This is a genomic window from Massilia timonae CCUG 45783 (assembly GCF_000315425.1).
Classification (GTDB): Bacteria; Pseudomonadota; Gammaproteobacteria; order Burkholderiales; family Burkholderiaceae_D; genus Telluria; species Telluria timonae.
The window spans coordinates 353620-372141 of record NZ_JH992924.1 but is presented as its reverse complement, the minus strand read 5'-3'; the positions used below and the strand labels follow the sequence as shown (position 1 = coordinate 372141).

Here is an 18522-nt window from a genome sequence, read left to right as displayed (position 1 = left end):
AAATGGTGTATCAGTTTTCAATCGCTGCCTGTATCAGTTTACAACCGCTGCTGACAGTAGTCGGCGCTGCGGTCGAAGAGCGAACGGTAGGCGGCGCTGTCGACTTCCGATTGAGGCTGAACGACCAGAAGCCACGCGCTACCGCTTTCCCGAAGACACTCGTCGGCTAACGTTCGCAACTGATGTTCCAGCTGGACGGTATGCGGCAACAGATAAGCGCCGTCTCGTAGCGGCACACAACCAAGCGCCTTGAGGGCGCGCCATATCCGGATACGAGCGGTCGCATTGTTACTCGGCAGGGTCAGCACGAGTAACTGCCATTCTGGGGGGCTTGTCATCCTGCTAGCTTATCATTTAGTAATTGCAATTACAATTATTGATACGACAGCGACAAAATAGTTCCTTAACTTCCCGAACATTTTGGATAGGAACCAATGGCGGCAGACAGGCTGTTATAATTTCGCGAAATTTACCTGGTGATTCCCTTGCGTCGGATTGTTCACATCCTCCTGCTATTGTGCTTGCCCCTGTATGGTTTCGCCATGCAAGGCAGCCTGCCGCCTGTCGCGGACGCGGTCTCGCTCGTCCACGAGCTGGAGCACGATGAGGGCATCCATCACCACCATCATGAGGACGACGGCTCCGTTCACTATGACGACTCGGATGAATCCCTCGATCACGCGCAGGAACATTCCTCGCCTTCACAACCGGTAGGCTTCGGTCTCCCGCGCCTGGTACTCCCTCCAGAACAGCCAGTGTCCGAACTGGGGCCATATGTTGCCCAGGCAGTTCCTGAACCGTTCCTCGACGGACCACACAGACCCCCAGCTTTCTCCCTCGGCCACACTGCCGGGGGAACGCTGCACGCATAATCGAAAGATGCAGGCGCAACGCAAGCTGCGCTGACGTGCTCGCCCTCGGTGATTCTGAATATCACCCGATGGAGAACACATGCGCACCTGCCGCCTGTCCCTTTACCTTATTGGTGCCGCCCTGGTCCTGCCATGTCAGGCCATCGCAGCACCGCCTCCGCCGACTGTAATCGGCACCACATTGAAGCAAGCCGTAGAGAGTGCATGGCAGCGAGCACCCGCCGCCCGCACGATCGAAGCGCGCCAGGACGAAGCGCATGCTGCGCGCGACAACGCACGCTCCTGGCTCGCCTCCAACCCGACCTTCGGCTTGTCCCAGCGCGCAGACCAGGGTTCGTCCGAGCGCGACCAGCGAGAATCCGAGATATCGGTCTCGTCCTCATTCTTCCTGCCGGGCCAGAAGAGCGCCCGCGAAGCGCTGGCCGCGCGCAGCACTGAAGAAGTCGCCGCTCACATCGGCGCCACCCGCCTCGCTGTTGCCGGCGTAGTGCGCAACCGCATGTGGGAAGCGGCGGCCGCCCAAGTCCGGCTCGAGGAGAAGCAGGACCACCTGGAACATCTTGAGGGGCTCCGTGACGAGGTGCAGCAACGCGTCAAGGCCGGCGACCTGGCACGCAGCGACGGGCTGCTCGCCGAACAGGAAGTCCTGGCGGCCCGGATCGCCGTCACGGATGCCCGCACTGCGACCCTCGAAGCGCTCGCACGCTACCGCGTCCTGACCGGCCAGTCCGACTTGCCTCCGCTCGAACCCGAAGCGCTCGCTGAAGGCAAGGCCCTTGCCAATCCACGCCTGGCAGCCGCGCAGGCGTCCGAACAACGTGCACAGGCGGCGCTACGCCTGGCCGCGGCTTCCCGCTCAGCGCCGCCGACCATTGCCTTGTCGGTTCGCCGCGAGGACGAGAGGCTGCTGCAAAAGCCTGTCAACAGCATCGGCGTAGCCCTGCAGATCCCGATCGGCACTGCCGCACGCAATCGTAGCGTTGAAGCCCAGGCGCAAACCGTGATCGCAACGGCTGCTGCGGAGGCGGCCGAGGTCCAGGCCAATGCTGAGGCCGACATCGAGATCGCGAAAGAACGGCTTGCGAATGCACGTGCTGCCCTGGAGACCGCCACCGCACGCGCAACCGCCCTGCACGAACACACTGCGCTGTTCGAAAAGGCGTTTCGCCAGGGTGAAAAAGGTCTTGCCGACCTGCTCCGTTCACGGGCGCTCACCCACGAAGCCGATGTCGCCGTCGCCCAGCAAAAAGTCGCGCTCGGGCTCGCCCATGCCCAACTCAATCAAGCCTTAGGAATCCTTCCATGAAATACCTGCACCTGTTGTTTGCCGCCATGCTCGTCATGTCGTCGGCATTCGCAAGCCCTGGCGCCCACGGGCCCAATGGCGAACACCTCGATGGCCAGGCGGCTGCCACTGGCACCGCATCAATCGTCCCCCGCATCGAGACCTTCACCGAAGCTTTCGAGCTGCTCGGCCATCTTTCTGGCGGCGAGCTGTCGATCATGATCGACCGCTACGAAACGAACGAGCCGGTACTGGGCGGCGTCCTTGAGGTCCAGTACAAGGACCTCAAGGCAAAAGCCAAATTCCACGCCGACCTCGGTGACTATGCAGTCGACGATCCGAAGTTTCTTGCCGCAATCTCCAAGCCGGGCACCCATGCGCTGCTATTCACCCTGGTCGCAGGCGAGGAAAGCGATCTGCTCGAAGGCACGCTGACGGTTACCGAAGCGCTTGATGACCACGGACACGAGCACGGTTTCAACCGCCGCTGGCTGCTGGCCGCGGCCGCAGCGCTTGTCTTGGCTGCTGCCGCAATTTTCGTTGTACGACGCCGGCGCCACGCGAAGGAAATCTAATATGAAAATGACACAACGCCTTATCGCTGGCCTGATCGCCGGCTTATTTGCAAGCTCCCTGTTGGCCTCGCCCGGCGCGCACGGACCGAACGGGGAGCACCTGGACGGCCAAGCAACTGCCACCGTCGGCGGACTGGCGCGCCTGCCCGATGGCAGCGTCAACGTTCCAAAACTGGCGCAGCGCCGTATGGGCGTGCGCACGCTGATGGTCAAGGAAGGAGAATTTGCCCGCACCGTGCAATTGAATGGCCGTGCGAGCATCGATCCGAACGCCGGGGGGCGGGTGCAGGCGCCTTTCGCTGGCCAGATCGCGCCGGGGCCAAACGGTCTGCCTGTTGCCGGCCAGCGCGTCGTCAAAGGGCAGGTGCTGGCACGCCTGCGACCGACAGGCGCCGCCATCGAGCGGGGCAATCAGGCAGCCCAGCTGGCGGAGCTGCGAGCCAACCGAGCCCTGCTGGCAAAGCGGGTAGAACGCCTGAAGTCGCTCGAAGGCGTGGTGCCAGCGAAGGAAATCGAAGCTGCCCAGGCCGAACTGACGGCGACCATTGGCCAGGAACGCGCGGTCGCTGGTTCGATTAATGGCGTCGAGACGATCGTCGCCCCTGCGAGCGGCATCATTGCCAGTGCATCGGTACTCAACGGGCAGATTGTCGAGTCGCGCGACGTCCTGTTCGAGATCGTCGATCCGCAGCGCATGGTCATCGAGGCCTTGTCGGCCGACGCGGGAATCGCCCGCAAGATCAGCGCTGCCACCCTCGTAAACGTGCCGGATGTCGAGCTGACGCTGCTGGGCGGCGCCCGCACCTTGCGCGACGGCGCCGTGCCGATCAATTTCCGTGCACGCAGCGCGACCCTCGACCTGGCCGTCGGCCAACCGGTGACGGTCCTGGCCAAGCTCGACACGAAGGTCAAGGGCATTGCCCTCCCGGCCGCGGCCCTAGCCCGCAACCCGGCCAACGAGACGGTGGTCTGGATCAAGTCCGGCGCTCAGCGTTTCATTGCCCTGCCCGTGGAGACAACCCCGCTGGATTCGCGCACAGTCATCGTTACCAAGGGGCTCAGCCCCGATAACAGGGTGGTGGTCATCGGGACCTCCCTGATCAACCAGATCAGGTGACCATCCATGTTTAATTCGATAGTTCGCTTCAGCCTGCACAACCGTCTCTTCGTTCTGGCGGCGGCGCTGATGCTGATGGCCTACGGTGCCATGACCGCATGGCGTACCCCGGTGGATGTCTTCCCCGACCTGAACAAGCCAGTCGTGACCGTGCTGACCGAAGCCGGCGGCATGGCCCCGGAAGAGGTCGAGCAGCTGGTGTCCTTTCCGATCGAGACTTCACTCAACGGCATGCCCGGCGTCACGCGCGTCCGCTCGGTGTCGGGCGTTGGCCTGTCCATCGTGTATGCCGAGTTCGACTGGGAAACCGACATCTACCGCAACCGGCAGCTCGTGTCCGAGCGGATCACGCTGGTCAAGGAACAGCTGCCCGGGAACATCTCGCCAGTGATGGGACCGGTATCTTCGATCATGGGCGAGATCATGCTGATCGCACTGCCGATCGATGTCGCGAAAACCGACCCGATGAAGGCGCGCGAGTATGCCGACTTCGTACTGCGGCCGCGTTTGCTCTCAATCCCGGGGGTGTCGCAGGTCATTCCGATCGGTGGCGAAGTTCGCCAGTTGCGCGTCGAGCCGGATACGGCGCGCATGGCGCAATTTAATGTTTCCTTGGAACAGGTGACGACGGCGGTGCGCGGCTTTGCGTCCAACACCAGTGGCGGATTCGTCGACCTGAACAACCGCGAATACCTGATCCGCAACCTGGGCCGCACCAACCGCCTGAACGACGTCAAGGGCCTGGCGATTACCTACCGCAATGGCACGCCTGTGCTGCTCGAGCAGGTTGCCAGCGTGAGCTACGCACCTGCCTTCAAGCGCGGCGACGCCGGCCTGAACAGCAAGCCGGCGGTGATCGTCAGCGTGCAAAAGCAGCCCGCCGGCGACACTGTACGCCTGACGCGCGATATCGAGACCGCCCTGGCAGAACTGAAACAGGGGCTCCCGGCTGGCATCTCGCAGCCGGTAGTCCTGTTCCGGCAGGCTAATTTCATCGACGCTTCCATCGGCAACGTGGTCGAGGCCCTGCGCGACGGCGCGATCCTGGTCGCGATCGTCCTGTTCGCCTTCCTGCTGAGCGTGCGCACGACCGTGATCTCGCTGATCGCCATTCCGCTGTCGCTGGCAGTGACGGCGCTTGCCTTCCACCTGCTCGGCCAGTCGATCAACGTGATGACGCTGGGCGGCCTGGCCATTGCAATCGGCGAACTGGTCGACGATGCCGTGGTGGACGTCGAGAACATCGTACGCAGGCTCAAGCAGCGCGGCGAAACCGGCCAGTCGGTGCTGGAAACCATCTGGCATGCCTCGGTCGAGGTACGTTCGGGCATTGTCTACGCGACGGTGATCGTCGTGCTCGTGTTCGTGCCGCTGTTCGCCTTGCCCGGCATCGAGGGCCGGCTGTTCGCGCCGCTGGGCATTGCCTACATCGCCTCGATCCTGGCGTCGATGCTGGTGTCCATGACCGTGACCCCGGCACTGGCCTACTACCTGCTGCCGAAGATGAAGCGCCTGCACCGCGGCGACAGCCCGATCGTGCGCCGCATGAAAGCATGGGATACCGCCGCGTTGAACTGGTCGTTTCCGCGCATCCGCATGATGCTGGCGGTGGCCTTGATCGCGGTGCTGGCGGCAGCGGCATCCGTGCCGTTCTTCCCGCGCGCGTTCCTGCCAGCCTTCAACGAGGGCTCGCTGGTGATGGGAATGACCTTTACGCCGGGTACCTCATTGGCGGAAGCGAACCGGATGGGCTCTCTTGCCGAGACCCTGATCGCGCAAGTGCCGGAAGTGACCAAGGTCGGGCGCCGAACCGGACGTGCCGAACTGGATGAGCATGCGGAGGGTGTGCACTCGGCAGAGATCGATGTTGACCTGAAACCGTCCGAGCGCTCGCGCGAAGAAATCATGGCAAGCATCCGCAACCAGCTGTCCGTGATTCCCGCCTCTGTCGCGATCGGGCAGCCGATCTCGCACCGCCTCGACCACCTGCTCTCTGGCGTGCGCGCCCAGATCGCCCTGAAGATCTATGGCGACGACATCGACACGCTGCGCGGCCTGGCCGACGGCCTGCAGGGCCGCTTGCGCGCGGTGCCGGGCCTGGTCGACCTGTCGGTCGAGCGGCAGGTGCTGATCCCGCAGATCAAGGTGCGGATCGATTACCGCAAGGCGGCGCAGTACGGCCTGGCGGCGGGCGATGTGCTGCAGGCGCTACAGGCCCTGGCCGAAGGTACGCGCGTCACCCAGGTCATCGACGGTCCGCGTCGTTTTGACCTGGTCGTGCGCCTGGCCGACGTCGACCGTTCGCCGCAGGATCTGGCACGGGTGATGCTCACCAGCCCTGCAGGACAGATTCCGCTCTCGAGTGTCGCCACCGTCGAGGAAGGCGACGGCCCGAACCAGATCGGCCGTGAGAACGGGCGCCGCCGGATCGTCGTCTACGCAAATACGGACGGCTCCAACATGTCCCGCATTATCGACGACGTGCGCAAGACGGTTGCCGCCAGCCAGCTCCCGGGCGGCTACTTCGTCAGTGTCGAAGGCCAGTTCCAGGCCCAGGAACAGGCGCAGCAGCTGATCGTGGGCCTGTCGCTGGCCTCGCTCGTGCTGATCTTCCTTGTGCTCTATTCGCGCTATCGCTCGTCGACGCTGGCACTCGTCATCATGGGGAATATTCCCTTCGCCCTGGTCGGCAGCGTGGTCGCCATGTGGATTGCCGGCGTGTCGCTGTCGGTCGCGTCGATGGTCGGTTTCATCACGCTGGCCGGCATCGCAACCCGTAACGGCATCCTCAAGGTGAGCCATTACATCAACCTCTGCAAGTTCGAGGGCGAGACCTTCGGCTGGCCGATGATCGTGCGCGGTTCGATCGAACGCCTGACGCCGGTCCTGATGACGGCGCTCGTCGCGGCTTTCGCACTGACGCCGCTGCTGCTGGCCGCGGACGCGCCGGGCAAGGAGATCCTGCATCCGGTCGCGGTCGTGATCTTCGGCGGCTTGATCAGTTCCACGCTGCTCGATTCGCTGCTCACGCCGCTCATCTTCTGGAAGGTCGGGCGCCACCCACTTGAGCGGCTGCTGGCTGACGAAGGCAAGGATAGCTATTGACAGATACGGGCCAAGTGGCGGCGCCCGTCCCAAGCCGCCACACCTCATTGGAGTCTGAACATGAAGAAGTATTTTGCGGTAGCAGCCCTCGCAGCTGGCGTCATCCTTTCGGGTAGCGCACTCGCGCATGGCGCCAAGCCCAAACACGGTGGGATCGTGCAGAGCGCAGGCGACCTGGCATTCGAACTGGTGACCAAAGACGACGGCGCCACGATCTATGTTGATGATCATGGCAAGGATCTGCCGACCACTGGCGCAACCGGCACCCTGACCGTGCTGAAAGGTACGGAAAAGACCGAAGTACCACTCGAGTCCGGTGGCGGCAATACGCTGGTCGCCAAAGGGACTGCAAAGCTGGAACCAGGCAGCAAAGCCGTTGCGGCCGTGACGTTTGCGGACAAAAAGACCGTCAGCGTCCGCTTCTCGGTCAAGTAATACCGGTCCGGTGGCCGCTGCGGTGGCCACCGGAAGACTCAGCACAACAGAGGATAGACGATGAAATGGCTTATCACGAAATACCTGATCACCGCAGCCGTTGTCGTACTGGTTTCTGAGGCCGCAAAGCGCAGTGATCGCTTCGGTGGGTTCGTCGCGGCCCTACCGATGTAAAGTGGACCCATCAGTCAAGACACTCAGCCGGCTAGTTTAAGCTGTGTCCATTTCCACTTCAGCAGCTGCCCGGCGCTGCCCCGTTCCGCCGTTTTTCTCCGGCTCTTGGTCCGCGTCGCCGAACTTGTCGACGATCAACGCACCTCCTCCAACACCGGCACGGTAGACATGATCTGGCGTCTCGTAGCCCAGCGCCTGGTGTGGACGCTCGGCGTTGTAAAACGCGAAGTACTGTGCCAGGCCGACTGTCAGCTCGGCCATGTTGGCGTAGCCCTTCAGGTACACGTCCTCGTACTTCACGTTGCGCCACAGGCGCTCGACGAAGATGTTGTCCAGCGCCCGTCCTCGCCCATCCATGCTGATGGCCACGCCTTCGCGCTTGAGCACGCTGGTAAAGGCGTCACTGGTGAACTGCGAGCCCTGGTCGCTGTTGAATACCTCGGGCTTGCCGTGGTGGCGCAATGCCTCCTCCAGACAGTCCACGCAGAACGACGCGTCCATGCTGTTGCTGATGCGCCAGGCCAGCACACGACGCGAGTACCAATCGATGACCGCCACCAGGTAGGCAAAGCCGCGCGCCAGCCGAATGTACGTCAGGTCCGTACTCCACACCTGGTTCGGCCGCGTGACCGCCACCCCGCGCAGCAGATAGGGATAGACCTTGTGCTGCGGGTGCGGCTTGCTCGTGGACGGCCCCGGCGCCATGCCCGCCAAGCCCATTTCCCGCATCAGGCGCTGCACGCGCTTGCGGTTGACGCGGTGCTCTCGGCCTCGCAGGAAGACCGCCATGCGCCGGCTGCCGTAGAACGGGCGGCTGGTGTACTCCTCGTCGATCAGGGCGCGCAGCTGGCCGTCCTCCTCCTCGATGCATTCCTGTCGGGCCGCCGCCTCCAGCCGCCGATACACGGTCGAACGCGGCACGCCGGCCAGCTCGCACTGCATCGTCAGCGGTATCTTGTCCTCGCGCTCGATCCACCGTGCCCGCTCGGCCGGACTCATTCCCCAAGCTTTTTTTTGAGCCAATCCACCTGCATCTTCAGCTTGCCGATCTCGCTGTACAGCTTGTCCTCCGGGCTGCTTTCGTCCACCGGCTTCGGCCCGCGCTTGACGTCGAACAGGGCGCCGGCGTTCTCCAGGATCTCCTTCTTCCACTGGCCCACCAGTACTGGATGCACGCCGAATTCCTGCGCAATCTCCGTCACCGTCTTCACCCCACGCACCGCTTCCAACCCAACCTTGGCCTTGAACTCGGCGCTGTGCACCCTGCGTTTTTTACCTTCACTCATTCGCTGTCATCCTTTCGCGGACGACAGCTTAAACCACCGTCTCAGATTCGGGGTCCACTATAAATGTCGCGAGCGTGGTGACACCCAGATCGACTCCGACCACGCCTTGGTTTTCAGCTGAAGGCAAGAGAGGCTCTGAGGTATCGACGGTGATGCTGGCATACCAATGATCGGCAACGCGTGAGATCGATGCAGAAACGCACCTGCCTGCAAACCGCAACGATTCCCACATCCTGACCCATCCAAGGCGAGGGATCCAGATGCGTTTTTCCTTGATGCGAAACTGGTCGTTCGTTAAAGTAAATCGATCGTCACGCCCTTTACGCCGACAGGTGGGGTAGCGTGCTCTTCCCTTGAAGAAGTTCGTGAAGGCGCGATCCAGCTCCATGATTGCCATTTGCGGCGCATTCTTCGTCACCGCCAGCATCCAGGGGTACTGCACGCGCTTGATCGCATTGAGCTGGCGCCTTAGCGCTCTCTCGTTCGGTTTTGGCAAATCTGGATCGGTCTTGCACGCCTCATACTGTCGCTGCCACTCGGTCAGTGCCCAGTTATAGGAGAATCGGGCGGTGCCTGCCGCGCGGGCAAGGTACGTGGCCTGCACGTTGTTGGGATCGAGGCGAATGCGATGACCGCGGAACATGATGGGTCCCCAGAGTCGTGGCCCGCGTTGGCGACGAACCCGGCTAGAGCCAATCAGCCGGGTCTTGTCAGAGCTGGTGAGGCACCGGATAGTTCCCAATAACGCACCCTAAACCACAGTTCCAGACTTCCAGCCCATCTTCAGCAGATGCAAACCATCGCACTTCCGCAGCGGGCATCTATTTCCTCCATAACGACCAGGGTTCCCCAGCATTCAGGTCCGTCTGGCTATCGTCGAACCAAACTTTCTCGCAGTGGATAAGTTTGAGCTTCAACTAGCTTTCGTACTAACTGTTATCAACCCTACGCTGCTGCATCGCAAAAAACACACGGTTGTTTCGTTAAATCGAAAGATTTCGAAAGTTATTTGATATTTCGAAAGCCTTCCATTACTATCTGCTTATAACGAGGAAACCTGAGGAGGACGACGACGATGAAAACCCACTGGCTTGGCTACGCCCTGGTGACCACCCTGCTGTGGGGCGTGTGGGGCGCCTTCGCCGGGCGCCCGGTGCAGAACGGCTTTCCCGAGACCCTGGTGTATGCGGTGTGGGCGCTGACCATGATTCCGCCGGCGCTGTTCGCGCTGGCGCGCATCGACTGGCGCGTGCGGCGCGATGGCCCCGCGATCGCTCATGGCCTGGCCATCGGCCTGCTGGGCGCCGGTGGACAGATGATCCTGTTCCACGCGGTCAAGGAAGGACCGACGTACCTGATCTTCCCCCTGATCTCGCTGTCGCCGGTGATCACGATCGCCCTGTCGTATGCCTTCCTGCGCGAACGCACCGGCGCCATGGGCGTGACCGGCATCGTGCTGGCGCTGTGCGCGTTGCCGCTGTTCGACTACGCGCCGGAACAGGGCGGCGTGGCCTACGGCTGGTGGTTCGTGCTGGCGCTTGGCGTGCTGGTGGCCTGGGGCTTGCAGGCCTACTTCATCAAGCGCGCCAACGCCATCATGGATGCCGAAAGCATCTTCTTCTACATGACCGTCAGCGCATTGGCCTTCATTCCGGTCGCGCTGGCCATGACCGACTTCTCGCAGCCGATCAACTATGGCCTGGACGGTCCGTGGCTGGCCGCGATCACGCAGGTGCTCAATGCGGTCGGCGCGCTGACCCTGGTGTACGCCTTCCGGCATGGCAAGGCGCTGGTGGTGTCGCCCCTGGTCAACGCTGGCGCGCCGCTCCTGACCACCATCGTTTCGGTGGCGATGGCGGCGACGCTGCCCAACGGTTTCAAGCTGGCCGGCATCGGCCTCTCGCTGGCGGCGGCGCTGTTCCTGGCGTTGCAGCCCGACGAGCCGAGCGCCGCCTGAAGTCCCTCTTTCTGGAGTCAACGACAATGCAAGTGCTTCTCGATCTCGTCCAACGCCATCACGCGGGCCAGCCCGTGGGCATCCATTCAGTGTGTTCGGCGCACCCGCTGGTGATCGAGGCCGCCTTTGAGACCGGCCTGGAAAGTGACGGGCAAGTGTTGATCGAGGCGACCTCGAACCAGGTCAACCAGGACGGCGGCTATACCGGAATGACGCCCGCCGCCTTCCGCGACTTCGTGTTCGGCATCGCCGACAAGGTCGGCTTTCCACGCGGGCGCATCCTGCTGGGGGGAGACCACCTGGGGCCGAACTGCTGGCAGGGCGAGCCTGCCGCCGACGCGATGGCCAAGTCCGAGGTGCTGATCGACCAGTACGTGGCCGCGGGTTTCCGCAAGATCCACCTCGATTGCTCGATGTCGTGCGCGGGCGATCCGGTGCCGCTGCCGGACGAAGTCGTGGCCGAACGCGCCGCGCGCCTGGCGGTGGTGGCCGAGCGCGCCTGGCAGCGCGCGGGCGGCGAGGCGCCGGTGTATATCGTCGGCACCGAGGTTCCGGTGCCGGGCGGCGCCCACGAAGAGCTGGACGAGCTGGCCGTGACCACGCCGGATGCGGCGGCGCTGACCATTGCCGCGCATCGCGCTGCGTTCAACGCGGCCGGCCTGGAAGCCGCGTGGCCGCGCGTGATCGGCCTGGTGGTGCAGCCGGGCGTGGAATTCGACCACCACAAGGTGATCGACTACCGCCCGGAAAAGGCGCAGGCGCTGAGCCGCTTCATCGAGGGCGAGCCGACCATGGTGTTCGAGGCCCACTCGACCGACTACCAGACGCCCGGCCTGCTGCAGGCGCTGGTGCGCGACCACTTCGCCATACTGAAAGTCGGCCCCGGCCTGACCTTCGCGCTGCGCGAAACGCTGTGGGCACTGGCCGACATCGAGGCTGAAATGGGAATGCAAGGAGAGCGCGGCTTCAAGGAAGTTGTGCTGGACGTGATGCGCGCCGAGCCGGATTACTGGCGCAAGTACTACCACGACGCCGGCAGCCTGCTGTTCGACCAGCAGTACAGCCTCTCCGACCGGATCCGCTACTACTGGCCGCATCCGCGCATCCAGGCCGCGCAGGCGGCCCTGGTCGCGAACCTGGAACGCCAGCCGGCGCCGCTCACCTTGCTGAGCCAGTACCTGCCATTCCATTACGAAGCCGTGCGCGAGGGCCGCGTGCGCAACACGCCGCTCGCGCTATTGAAAGAAGGGGTAGCCCGCGTGCTGCGCCAGTACATGCGCGCCTGCCAGCCGGGCGCCGAACCTAGGGAGCAGTGAACATGCAAGCAGTACAGGATGCCGCGCAAGGCGGCAGTGAGTTATTTGGACAGGATGTGGGCCGCCTCGATGCGCTGGGCGGCGGCGTGACGGCGCGCGAGATCGCGCAGCAGCCGGCCGTGTGGCCGCAGATCGATGCGCTGGTGACCGCGCAGCGCGCGCAGATCGACGCCTTCCTGGCGCCGCTGCTGGCGCGCCCGGCGCTGCGCATCGTGATGGCCGGCGCCGGCACCTCGGCCTTCATCGGCGAATGCCTGGCGCCAGGCCTGCTGCGCCAGGGGCGGCGCGCCGAAGCGGTGCCGACCACCGACCTGGTGTCGGGCCCGGACCGCTATTTCCAGCGCGGCGCGCCGACCCTGGTGGTGTCGTTCGCCCGTTCCGGCAGCAGCCCGGAAAGCGTGGCGGCGGTGCAGCTGGCCGACCAGCTGGTGGATGACGTCTACCACCTGGTCATCACCTGCAATGAAGAGGGGCAGCTGTACCGCATGACCCAGGACCGCGCCAATGCGCTGGCGATCCTGCTGCCCGACGCCACCCACGACCGCGGCTTCGCGATGACGACCAGCTTCACCTCGATGCTGCTGGCCGCGGCGCTGGCCTTCCGGCTGCTGGCGCCGGGCGCCGCCGCGCGCGTGGCGCCGGCGGCAACGCAGGTGGGCGAGCGCGCGCTGGCGCTGCTGGCGCAGTTGGTGGCGCAGGACTTCAGGCGCGTGGTCTACCTCGGCAGCAACGAGCTGCGCGCCCTGGCGCGCGAAGCCGCGCTGAAGCTGCTGGAGCTGACCGACGGCCAGGTGGTGGCGATCCACGATTCGCCGCTGGGCTTCCGCCACGGTCCCAAGACCATCGTCGACGACCGGACCCTGGTGGTGGTGCTGCTGTCGAACGATCCGCAGGCGCGCCGCTACGACCTCGACCTGCTGCGCGAGCTGCGCGGCGACCGCCGCGCCGGCCGCGTGCTGGCCCTGGACGCCCAGGCGGATGCCGCGCCCGGTGACGATGCGTTCACCTTTACCGGCGCCGAGGGTGCGCAAGACCTCGAGCTGGCGCTGCCCTTTATCGTGTTCTGCCAGGCCTTTTCCTTCCTGCGCTCGCTGTCGCTGGGCGTGCGCCCGGATACGCCGAGCATGTCCGGCACCGTCAACCGGGTGGTGCGCGGGGTGACCATCTATTCGTTCGTTTCCCACGTCGACAGCGAGGCCGCCCATGTTCCTCGGGGTTGACGGCGGCGGCACCAAGACCGCGTTCGCGCTGATCGACGCGCACGGCGGCGTGCTGGCGCGCCACGAAGAAGGCAGCACCTACCACGTCGACGCCGGCATGCCAGCCGTGGCCGCGACCTTGCAGCGCGGCGTGCAGGCGCTACTGGCAACGGCCGGCGTCGATGGCGGCGCGGTCGACTACGCTTTCTTTGGCCTGCCGGCCTATGGCGAGGACCGCGCGGCCCAGCGCGAGCTGGATGCGGCGGCCGGCGCCATCCTTGGCCCTGAACGCACGCTGTGCGGCAACGACATGGTGTGCAGCTGGGCCGGTTCGTTGGCCTGCATGGACGGCATCAGCGTGATCGCCGGCACCGGCTCGATGGCCTATGGCGAAGTCGCCGGCCGCCAGGCGCGCGCCGGCGGCTGGGGAGAGCTGTTCAGCGACGAGGGTTCGGCCCACTGGATCGCGCGCGCCGGCCTGACCCTGTTCTCGCGCATGAGCGACGGCCGCGCGCCCAAGGGAGGCCTGTACGGCCTGGTGCGCGAGCGGCTGGCGCTGGAGGACGACCTCGACCTGTGCGCCGTGGTGTACGGCGAGCTCGGCGCCGACCGCAGCCGCATCGCCCAGCTGGCGCGCCTGGCGTCCGAGGCGGCGGTCCAGGGCGACGAACAGGCGCGCGCCATCTTCGTCGACGCCGCGCGCGAACTGGCCGCGATGGTCGACGCGGTGCGCGACCGGCTCGACGTCGCTGCCGACCTGCCGCTGCCGGTGTCCTATACGGGCGGGCTGTTCGGCGACGGCGGACTGCTGCGCGCGCCATTCGAGCAGGCGCTGGCCGCCTGCGCCAGGCCCTACCGCCTGCAGGCGCCGCGGCTGGCGCCGGTGCTCGGCGCCGCCTTGTACGCCGCCCGCAGCGCCGGGCAGCCATTGAGCGAGGCCGCGCTGGATCGCCTCGCATCCCAGACCCGATAGACAGGAGCATATATGCGCGTCCGCCTTCTTTGCACCATCCTCGCCGCGCTGGCTGCCGACAGCTACACCATGCAGGATTACGAGAGCGTGCCCAAGATCGACGCCCACCTGCACCTGCACGGCCTGGAGCAGGGGCCGTTCCTGGAACTGGCGCGCAAGGCCAATTTCCGCGCGCTGACGATCAACGTCGACTATCCGGTGTTCCCGGCGCTGGAGCAGCAGCAGCGCGTGGCCAGCAAGCTGCACCGCGAGCATCCGGCCACCGTGGGCTGGATCGCCAGCTTCAGCGCCGACAACCTGCTGCAGCCGGCCTGGATCCCGGCGACCCTGCACCGGCTGGATGCGGCGCTGCAGGATGGCGCGGTGGGCGTCAAGGTCTGGAAGAACATCGGCATGTCGGAGCGCGATGCGCAGGGCCGGCTGGTGATGGTCGACGACGCCCGCATCAAGCCGCTGTTCGACGCGTTCGAAGCGCGCGACGTGCTGCTGGTCGGGCACCAGGGCGAGCCGCACAACTGCTGGCTGCCGCTCGAGAAGATGACGACGAAGAACGACCGCGAATACTTCAGGAACCATCCGCAGTACCACATGTACCGGCAGCCGAAGATGCCGAGCTACGCAGACCAGATGGGCGCGCGCGACCGCCTGCTGGCCAGCCATCCGCGCCTGCGCTTCGTCGGCGTGCACATGGCCTCGCTGGAGTGGAACGTGGACGAGCTGGCGCGCTTCCTGGACCGCAATCCGACGGCCAATGTGGATATCGCGGCGCGCATCGGCCAGATCCAGCACCAGTCGCAGCGCGACCGCGAGCGGGTGCGCCGGTTCTTCATCGATTACCAGGATCGCCTGATGTATGGCTCCGACCTGGCCCAGTCGACGGCGCAGAGTCAGGCCGACTTCGTGGCCGACCTGGACGGCGTGTGGCGGCGCGACTGGCGCTACTTCAATACCGACGACGAACTCACCACGCCGGATCTGGACGGCGTGGTGCGCGGCCTGGCGCTGCCGAAGGTGGTGGCCGACAAGCTGTTCCGCCTGAACGCCGAGCGCGTGTTCCGGGGCGCCTGGAAGGCATGATCATGCTGGCTTCATACGTAAGCGAGAAGGGGAGCAAAAAATAGTCTGAACTTTCGTTTCTTGCATTTTCATCCTGTATCATCAAACCGTTAATGACACGGATACACGCCTACACACGGAGCCGCGACGGCGAACCGGCGCGGATGGACAAGGAATGAAGCGAGAAAAAAATTTAGAAACGAAAGTTTCGAACGGTAACGGTGGCAAGCCTGCGGAAACGGTGCCCGACCAGGATCTGCTGGTGGCGGAACGGCGCCGCAAGATCCGCGAAATGGTGGCCGAGCGCGGGCGGGTGACGGTGGCCGAGCTGTCCGAGATGTTCGGCATCTCGCTGGTGACGGTGCGCGCCGATCTGAACGTGCTGGCCGAGATCGGCGCGGTGGTGCGCACCCGCGGCGGGGCGCTGGCCCAGCGCGCCGACGAGGACTTGCCGATCGGCGTCAAGCAGTCGCTGCACCGCGCGGAGAAGGTCCGCATCGCGGAAGAAGCGGTCAAGCTGATCGGGGAAGGGCAGACCATCGTGCTCGACTCGGGCACGACGACCGCCGAAATCGCCAAGCAGATCCGCGGCCTGAAGCTGCAGTCGGTGAACGTGATCACCAATGCGCTCAACATCGCCGTGCTGCTGGCCGGCGCGCCGCACGTGACCCTGATCATGCTCGGCGGCGTGCTGCGTCCCAGCTCGTATTCGCTGGGCGGCCCGCAGGCCGAGCAGGGGCTGGAAGGCCTGCATGCCGACATCCTGTTCCTGGGCTTCGACGGCCTGGATCCGGAGATCGGCGTGATGACGCCGCACCTGCTCGAAGCGCGCCTGAATGCGCGCATGCTGGGCATCGCGCGCCGCGTGGTGGCGGTGGGCGACTCGTCGAAGATCGGACGGCGCAGCCTGTCCATGATCGCGACGATCGAACAGATCGACCAGATCATCACCGATGCCGGCGTGCCGGCGGAGATGGTCGAAGCGCTGCGCTCGCGCGGCGCGCAAGTGGTGCTGGTGTAGGGCGGCGCGGCCGGCCGGCGCCGGCTGTGTAGTCCTACCAAGCAAGGAGACAAGATGACCGAAGTGCATAGCGAGCGGCGCCGCACCCTGTTGCAGTGGCTGGCCGGATCGGCCGTGGCAAGCGGCATGGGCGCCGGCGTGGCCGTGGCCGCGCCCGAGGCTAAAAACGTGGCGCGCATCGGCGACGCCGCCCTGGGACTCGAATTCGACGGCCAGATGCGCACCCGCCTGCTGGCGCGCCAGGGCGGCGCGACGGTCGCGGTCACGGGCTTTCACGCCAGCGAACGGCTGCGCGTGACGGGCGGGCGCTGGATCGACGGCTTCGCCCTCGGCGAGCAGGCGGTCGACCGCGTCGACGGCCCGCACGGCGCGGGCGTGCGCCATCGCCTGAAAGGCGTGTCGAAGGACGGCGTCGAAAAGACCGTGACGGTCACCTTCTACGAACGCCATCCGGGCCTGGCCCTGCTGCGCGTGAGCTATCGCAACAACGGCCAGGCGGCGCTGCCGGTGGAGGCCTGGTCGAACAGCGGCTACACGCTGCTGCCGGCCAGGCGCGCACCTGGCCGCGGCTTCTGGACCTTCTCCGGTTCGTCGCACGCCGACCGGCGCGACTGGGTGCAGCCGCTCAAGGACGGCTTCGAACAGCGCAACTTCATGGGCATGAATTCGTCCGACTATGGCGGCGGCACGCCGGTGGCCGACGTCTGGCAGCCCGAGCACGGCATCGCCGTGGGCCATCTCGACACCGTGCCGCGCCTGGTGGCGCTGCCGGTGCGGCAGGTGAAGGCCGGCGCCGCGCTGGCGATCGAATTCGATCAAGCCGTCGTGCTGCAGCCGGGCCAGGAGCTGGCGACCCTGGACACCTTCGTCACCGTGCACACCGGCGACTACTTCGCCGCCCTGGACCGCTACCGCCTGCTGATGGCCGAGCGCGGCCTGGCGGCGCCGCAGGCGGGCGAGGAATCGTACGAGCCGATCTGGTGCGCCTGGGGCTATGAGCGCGATTTCACGATCCCCCTGATGACCGGCACCCTGGCCAAGGCCAGGGAGCTGGGCCTGGAATGGGCGGTGCTGGACGATGGCTGGCAAACCAATGAAGGCGACTGGAAGATCGACCGCAAGAAGTTCGCGCGCGGCGACGAGGACATGAAGAAGCTGGTGGACGACATCCACGGCGCCGGCCTGAAGGCGCGCCTGTGGCTGGCGCCGCTGGCGGCCGATCCGGGCACGGACCTGCTGCACCAGCACACCGACCAGCTGCTGCTGGACGAGAACGGCGCGCCGCAATTCGTCACCTGGTGGAATGCCCTGACCCTGTGCCCGGCCTACGGACCGGTGATCGAGCAGACCCGCGCGCTGGTGCGCAAGATCATCGGCGAGTGGGGCTACGAGGGCCTGAAGCTCGACGGCCAGCACCTGAACGGCGTGGCGCCATGCCACAACCCGGCGCACAAGCATGCGCGTCCGGAAGAATCCTTCGAAAAACTGCAGGACTTCTGGAAAATGGTGTACGACACCGCGCGCGAGATCAATCCCCAGGCCGTGGTCGAGTTCTGCCCCTGTGGCACCTCGTACGCCTTCCATACGCTGCCGTATACGAACCAGGCGCCGTCGTCCGACCCGCTGTCCTCGTGGCAGGTGCGGCACAAGGGCAAGACCCTGAAAGCCCTGATGGGGCCGAGCGCGGCCTACGCGGGCGACCACGTCGAGCTCAGCGACGGTGGCGACGATTTCGCGTCGACCGTGGGCATCGGCGCGGTGGTCTCGACCAAGTTCACCTGGCCCGAAGATCCGAAGCCGAAGGACAGCTACCTGCTGACGGCGGTCAAGGAAGCGAAGTGGCGCAAGTGGATCGGCATCTACAAGGACAAGATGCTGCCCAAGGGCCAGTATCGCGGGGAACTGTACGACATCGGTTTCGACAAGCCGGAAACCCATGCGGTCGAGAAAGATGGCCGTCTGTACTATGCCTTTTATGCGAAGGCGTGGTCGGGCCAGGTCGAATTGCGCGGGCTCGGAAACGGTCGCTACCGCGTGCGCGATTACGTCGAAGACCGCGACCTGGGCGAAGTGAGCGCGGCCAGCAACAAGCTCACGATTGGATTTGAACGGGCGCTCTTGCTCGAGGCAATCCCGGTATAAGGCGTGGAA

At 65.2% G+C, this 18522-nt stretch carries 17 protein-coding genes; 13 read left to right on the top strand and 4 right to left on the bottom strand.

What is annotated here, in order from left to right; all coding sequences use genetic code 11:
- Positions 1–38: 38 nt before the first annotated feature.
- Both HMPREF9710_RS16830 and HMPREF9710_RS16825 read right to left on the bottom strand, forming a co-directional pair.
- The gene (locus HMPREF9710_RS16830) at positions 39–308 is read right to left on the bottom strand and encodes a Chromate resistance protein ChrB (protein WP_157225633.1); all 270 of its coding nucleotides are present in this window, start codon (positions 306–308) and stop codon (positions 39–41) included.
- A gap of 204 nt (positions 309–512) precedes the next feature.
- Positions 513–692: a hypothetical protein gene (locus tag HMPREF9710_RS16825; RefSeq protein ID WP_005668299.1), complete on the bottom strand. Its 180-nt coding sequence runs from the start codon at positions 690–692 to the stop codon at positions 513–515.
- 259 nt (positions 693–951) lie between these two features.
- Here HMPREF9710_RS16825 and HMPREF9710_RS16820 point away from each other — a divergent pair, with 259 nt between their 5' ends.
- Genes HMPREF9710_RS16820 through HMPREF9710_RS29025 form a run of 6 tightly spaced genes read left to right on the top strand, consistent with a single transcriptional unit; the run spans position 952 to position 7563 of the window.
- On the top strand, positions 952–2178 hold the full coding sequence (locus tag HMPREF9710_RS16820; RefSeq protein ID WP_005668297.1) for a TolC family protein: 1227 nt from the start codon (positions 952–954) through the stop codon (positions 2176–2178).
- Positions 2175–2732: a hypothetical protein gene (locus tag HMPREF9710_RS16815; RefSeq protein WP_005668296.1), complete on the top strand. Its 558-nt coding sequence runs from the start codon at positions 2175–2177 to the stop codon at positions 2730–2732. The genes HMPREF9710_RS16820 and HMPREF9710_RS16815 overlap by 4 nt, the downstream gene beginning before the upstream one ends.
- Before the next feature lies 1 nt (position 2733).
- Positions 2734–3849, top strand: a complete 1116-nt coding sequence (locus HMPREF9710_RS16810) for an efflux RND transporter periplasmic adaptor subunit (protein WP_005668294.1) — start codon at positions 2734–2736, stop codon at positions 3847–3849.
- 6 nt (positions 3850–3855) lie between these two features.
- Entirely contained in the window at positions 3856–6954 is a 3099-nt protein-coding gene (locus HMPREF9710_RS16805; protein ID WP_005668293.1) for an efflux RND transporter permease subunit, read from the top strand.
- Positions 6955–7014: 60 nt separating this feature from the next.
- A complete protein-coding gene (locus HMPREF9710_RS16800; RefSeq protein WP_005668292.1) occupies positions 7015–7389 on the top strand; it encodes a hypothetical protein in 375 nt (124 codons plus the stop codon).
- Positions 7390–7449: 60 nt separating this feature from the next.
- Positions 7450–7563 carry a hypothetical protein gene (locus HMPREF9710_RS29025; RefSeq protein ID WP_503826223.1) on the top strand — a complete coding sequence of 38 codons (114 nt, stop codon included), beginning with the start codon at positions 7450–7452 and terminating at the stop codon, positions 7561–7563.
- A gap of 36 nt (positions 7564–7599) precedes the next feature.
- On the opposite strand, the gene HMPREF9710_RS16795 is transcribed toward HMPREF9710_RS29025, so the two are convergent.
- Together HMPREF9710_RS16795 and HMPREF9710_RS16785 are read right to left on the bottom strand one after the other, a co-directional pair.
- Positions 7600–8849 (bottom strand): IS3 family transposase gene (locus HMPREF9710_RS16795; protein ID WP_229409725.1). Its coding sequence is split into 2 segments (ribosomal slippage): positions 7600–8564 and positions 8564–8849, totalling 1251 coding nucleotides; the frame shifts between segments, so codons are not numbered across the junction.
- Between the two features lie 28 nt (positions 8850–8877).
- Positions 8878–9492, bottom strand: a complete 615-nt coding sequence (locus HMPREF9710_RS16785) for an RNA-guided endonuclease InsQ/TnpB family protein (RefSeq protein WP_005668290.1) — start codon at positions 9490–9492, stop codon at positions 8878–8880.
- A gap of 432 nt (positions 9493–9924) precedes the next feature.
- Between HMPREF9710_RS16785 and HMPREF9710_RS16780 the strand changes: the two genes are divergently transcribed.
- The 7 genes from HMPREF9710_RS16780 to HMPREF9710_RS16750 all read left to right on the top strand — a co-directional run bounded on the left by HMPREF9710_RS16780 (position 9925) and on the right by HMPREF9710_RS16750 (position 18513).
- Positions 9925–10806, top strand: coding sequence for a DMT family transporter (locus HMPREF9710_RS16780; protein ID WP_005668289.1), 882 nt, complete (start codon positions 9925–9927; stop codon positions 10804–10806).
- Positions 10807–10832: 26 nt separating this feature from the next.
- Positions 10833–12122, top strand: a complete 1290-nt coding sequence (locus HMPREF9710_RS16775; protein WP_005668287.1) for a D-tagatose-bisphosphate aldolase, class II, non-catalytic subunit — start codon at positions 10833–10835, stop codon at positions 12120–12122.
- 2 nt (positions 12123–12124) lie between these two features.
- Entirely contained in the window at positions 12125–13342 is a 1218-nt protein-coding gene (locus HMPREF9710_RS16770) for an SIS domain-containing protein (RefSeq protein ID WP_005668285.1), read from the top strand.
- Entirely contained in the window at positions 13326–14294 is a 969-nt protein-coding gene (locus tag HMPREF9710_RS16765; protein ID WP_005668284.1) for a BadF/BadG/BcrA/BcrD ATPase family protein, read from the top strand. Before HMPREF9710_RS16770 ends, HMPREF9710_RS16765 begins: the two co-directional genes overlap by 17 nt.
- Positions 14295–14306: 12 nt before the next feature.
- Positions 14307–15371 carry an amidohydrolase family protein gene (locus HMPREF9710_RS16760; RefSeq protein WP_005668282.1) on the top strand — a complete coding sequence of 355 codons (1065 nt, stop codon included), beginning with the start codon at positions 14307–14309 and terminating at the stop codon, positions 15369–15371.
- Positions 15372–15591: 220 nt separating this feature from the next.
- A complete protein-coding gene (locus tag HMPREF9710_RS16755) occupies positions 15592–16371 on the top strand; it encodes a DeoR/GlpR family DNA-binding transcription regulator (protein ID WP_040776964.1) in 780 nt (259 codons plus the stop codon).
- Between the two features lie 54 nt (positions 16372–16425).
- Positions 16426–18513, top strand: a complete 2088-nt coding sequence (locus HMPREF9710_RS16750) for a glycoside hydrolase family 36 protein (RefSeq protein ID WP_005668279.1) — start codon at positions 16426–16428, stop codon at positions 18511–18513.
- The last annotated feature ends 9 nt before the right edge of the window (positions 18514–18522 follow it).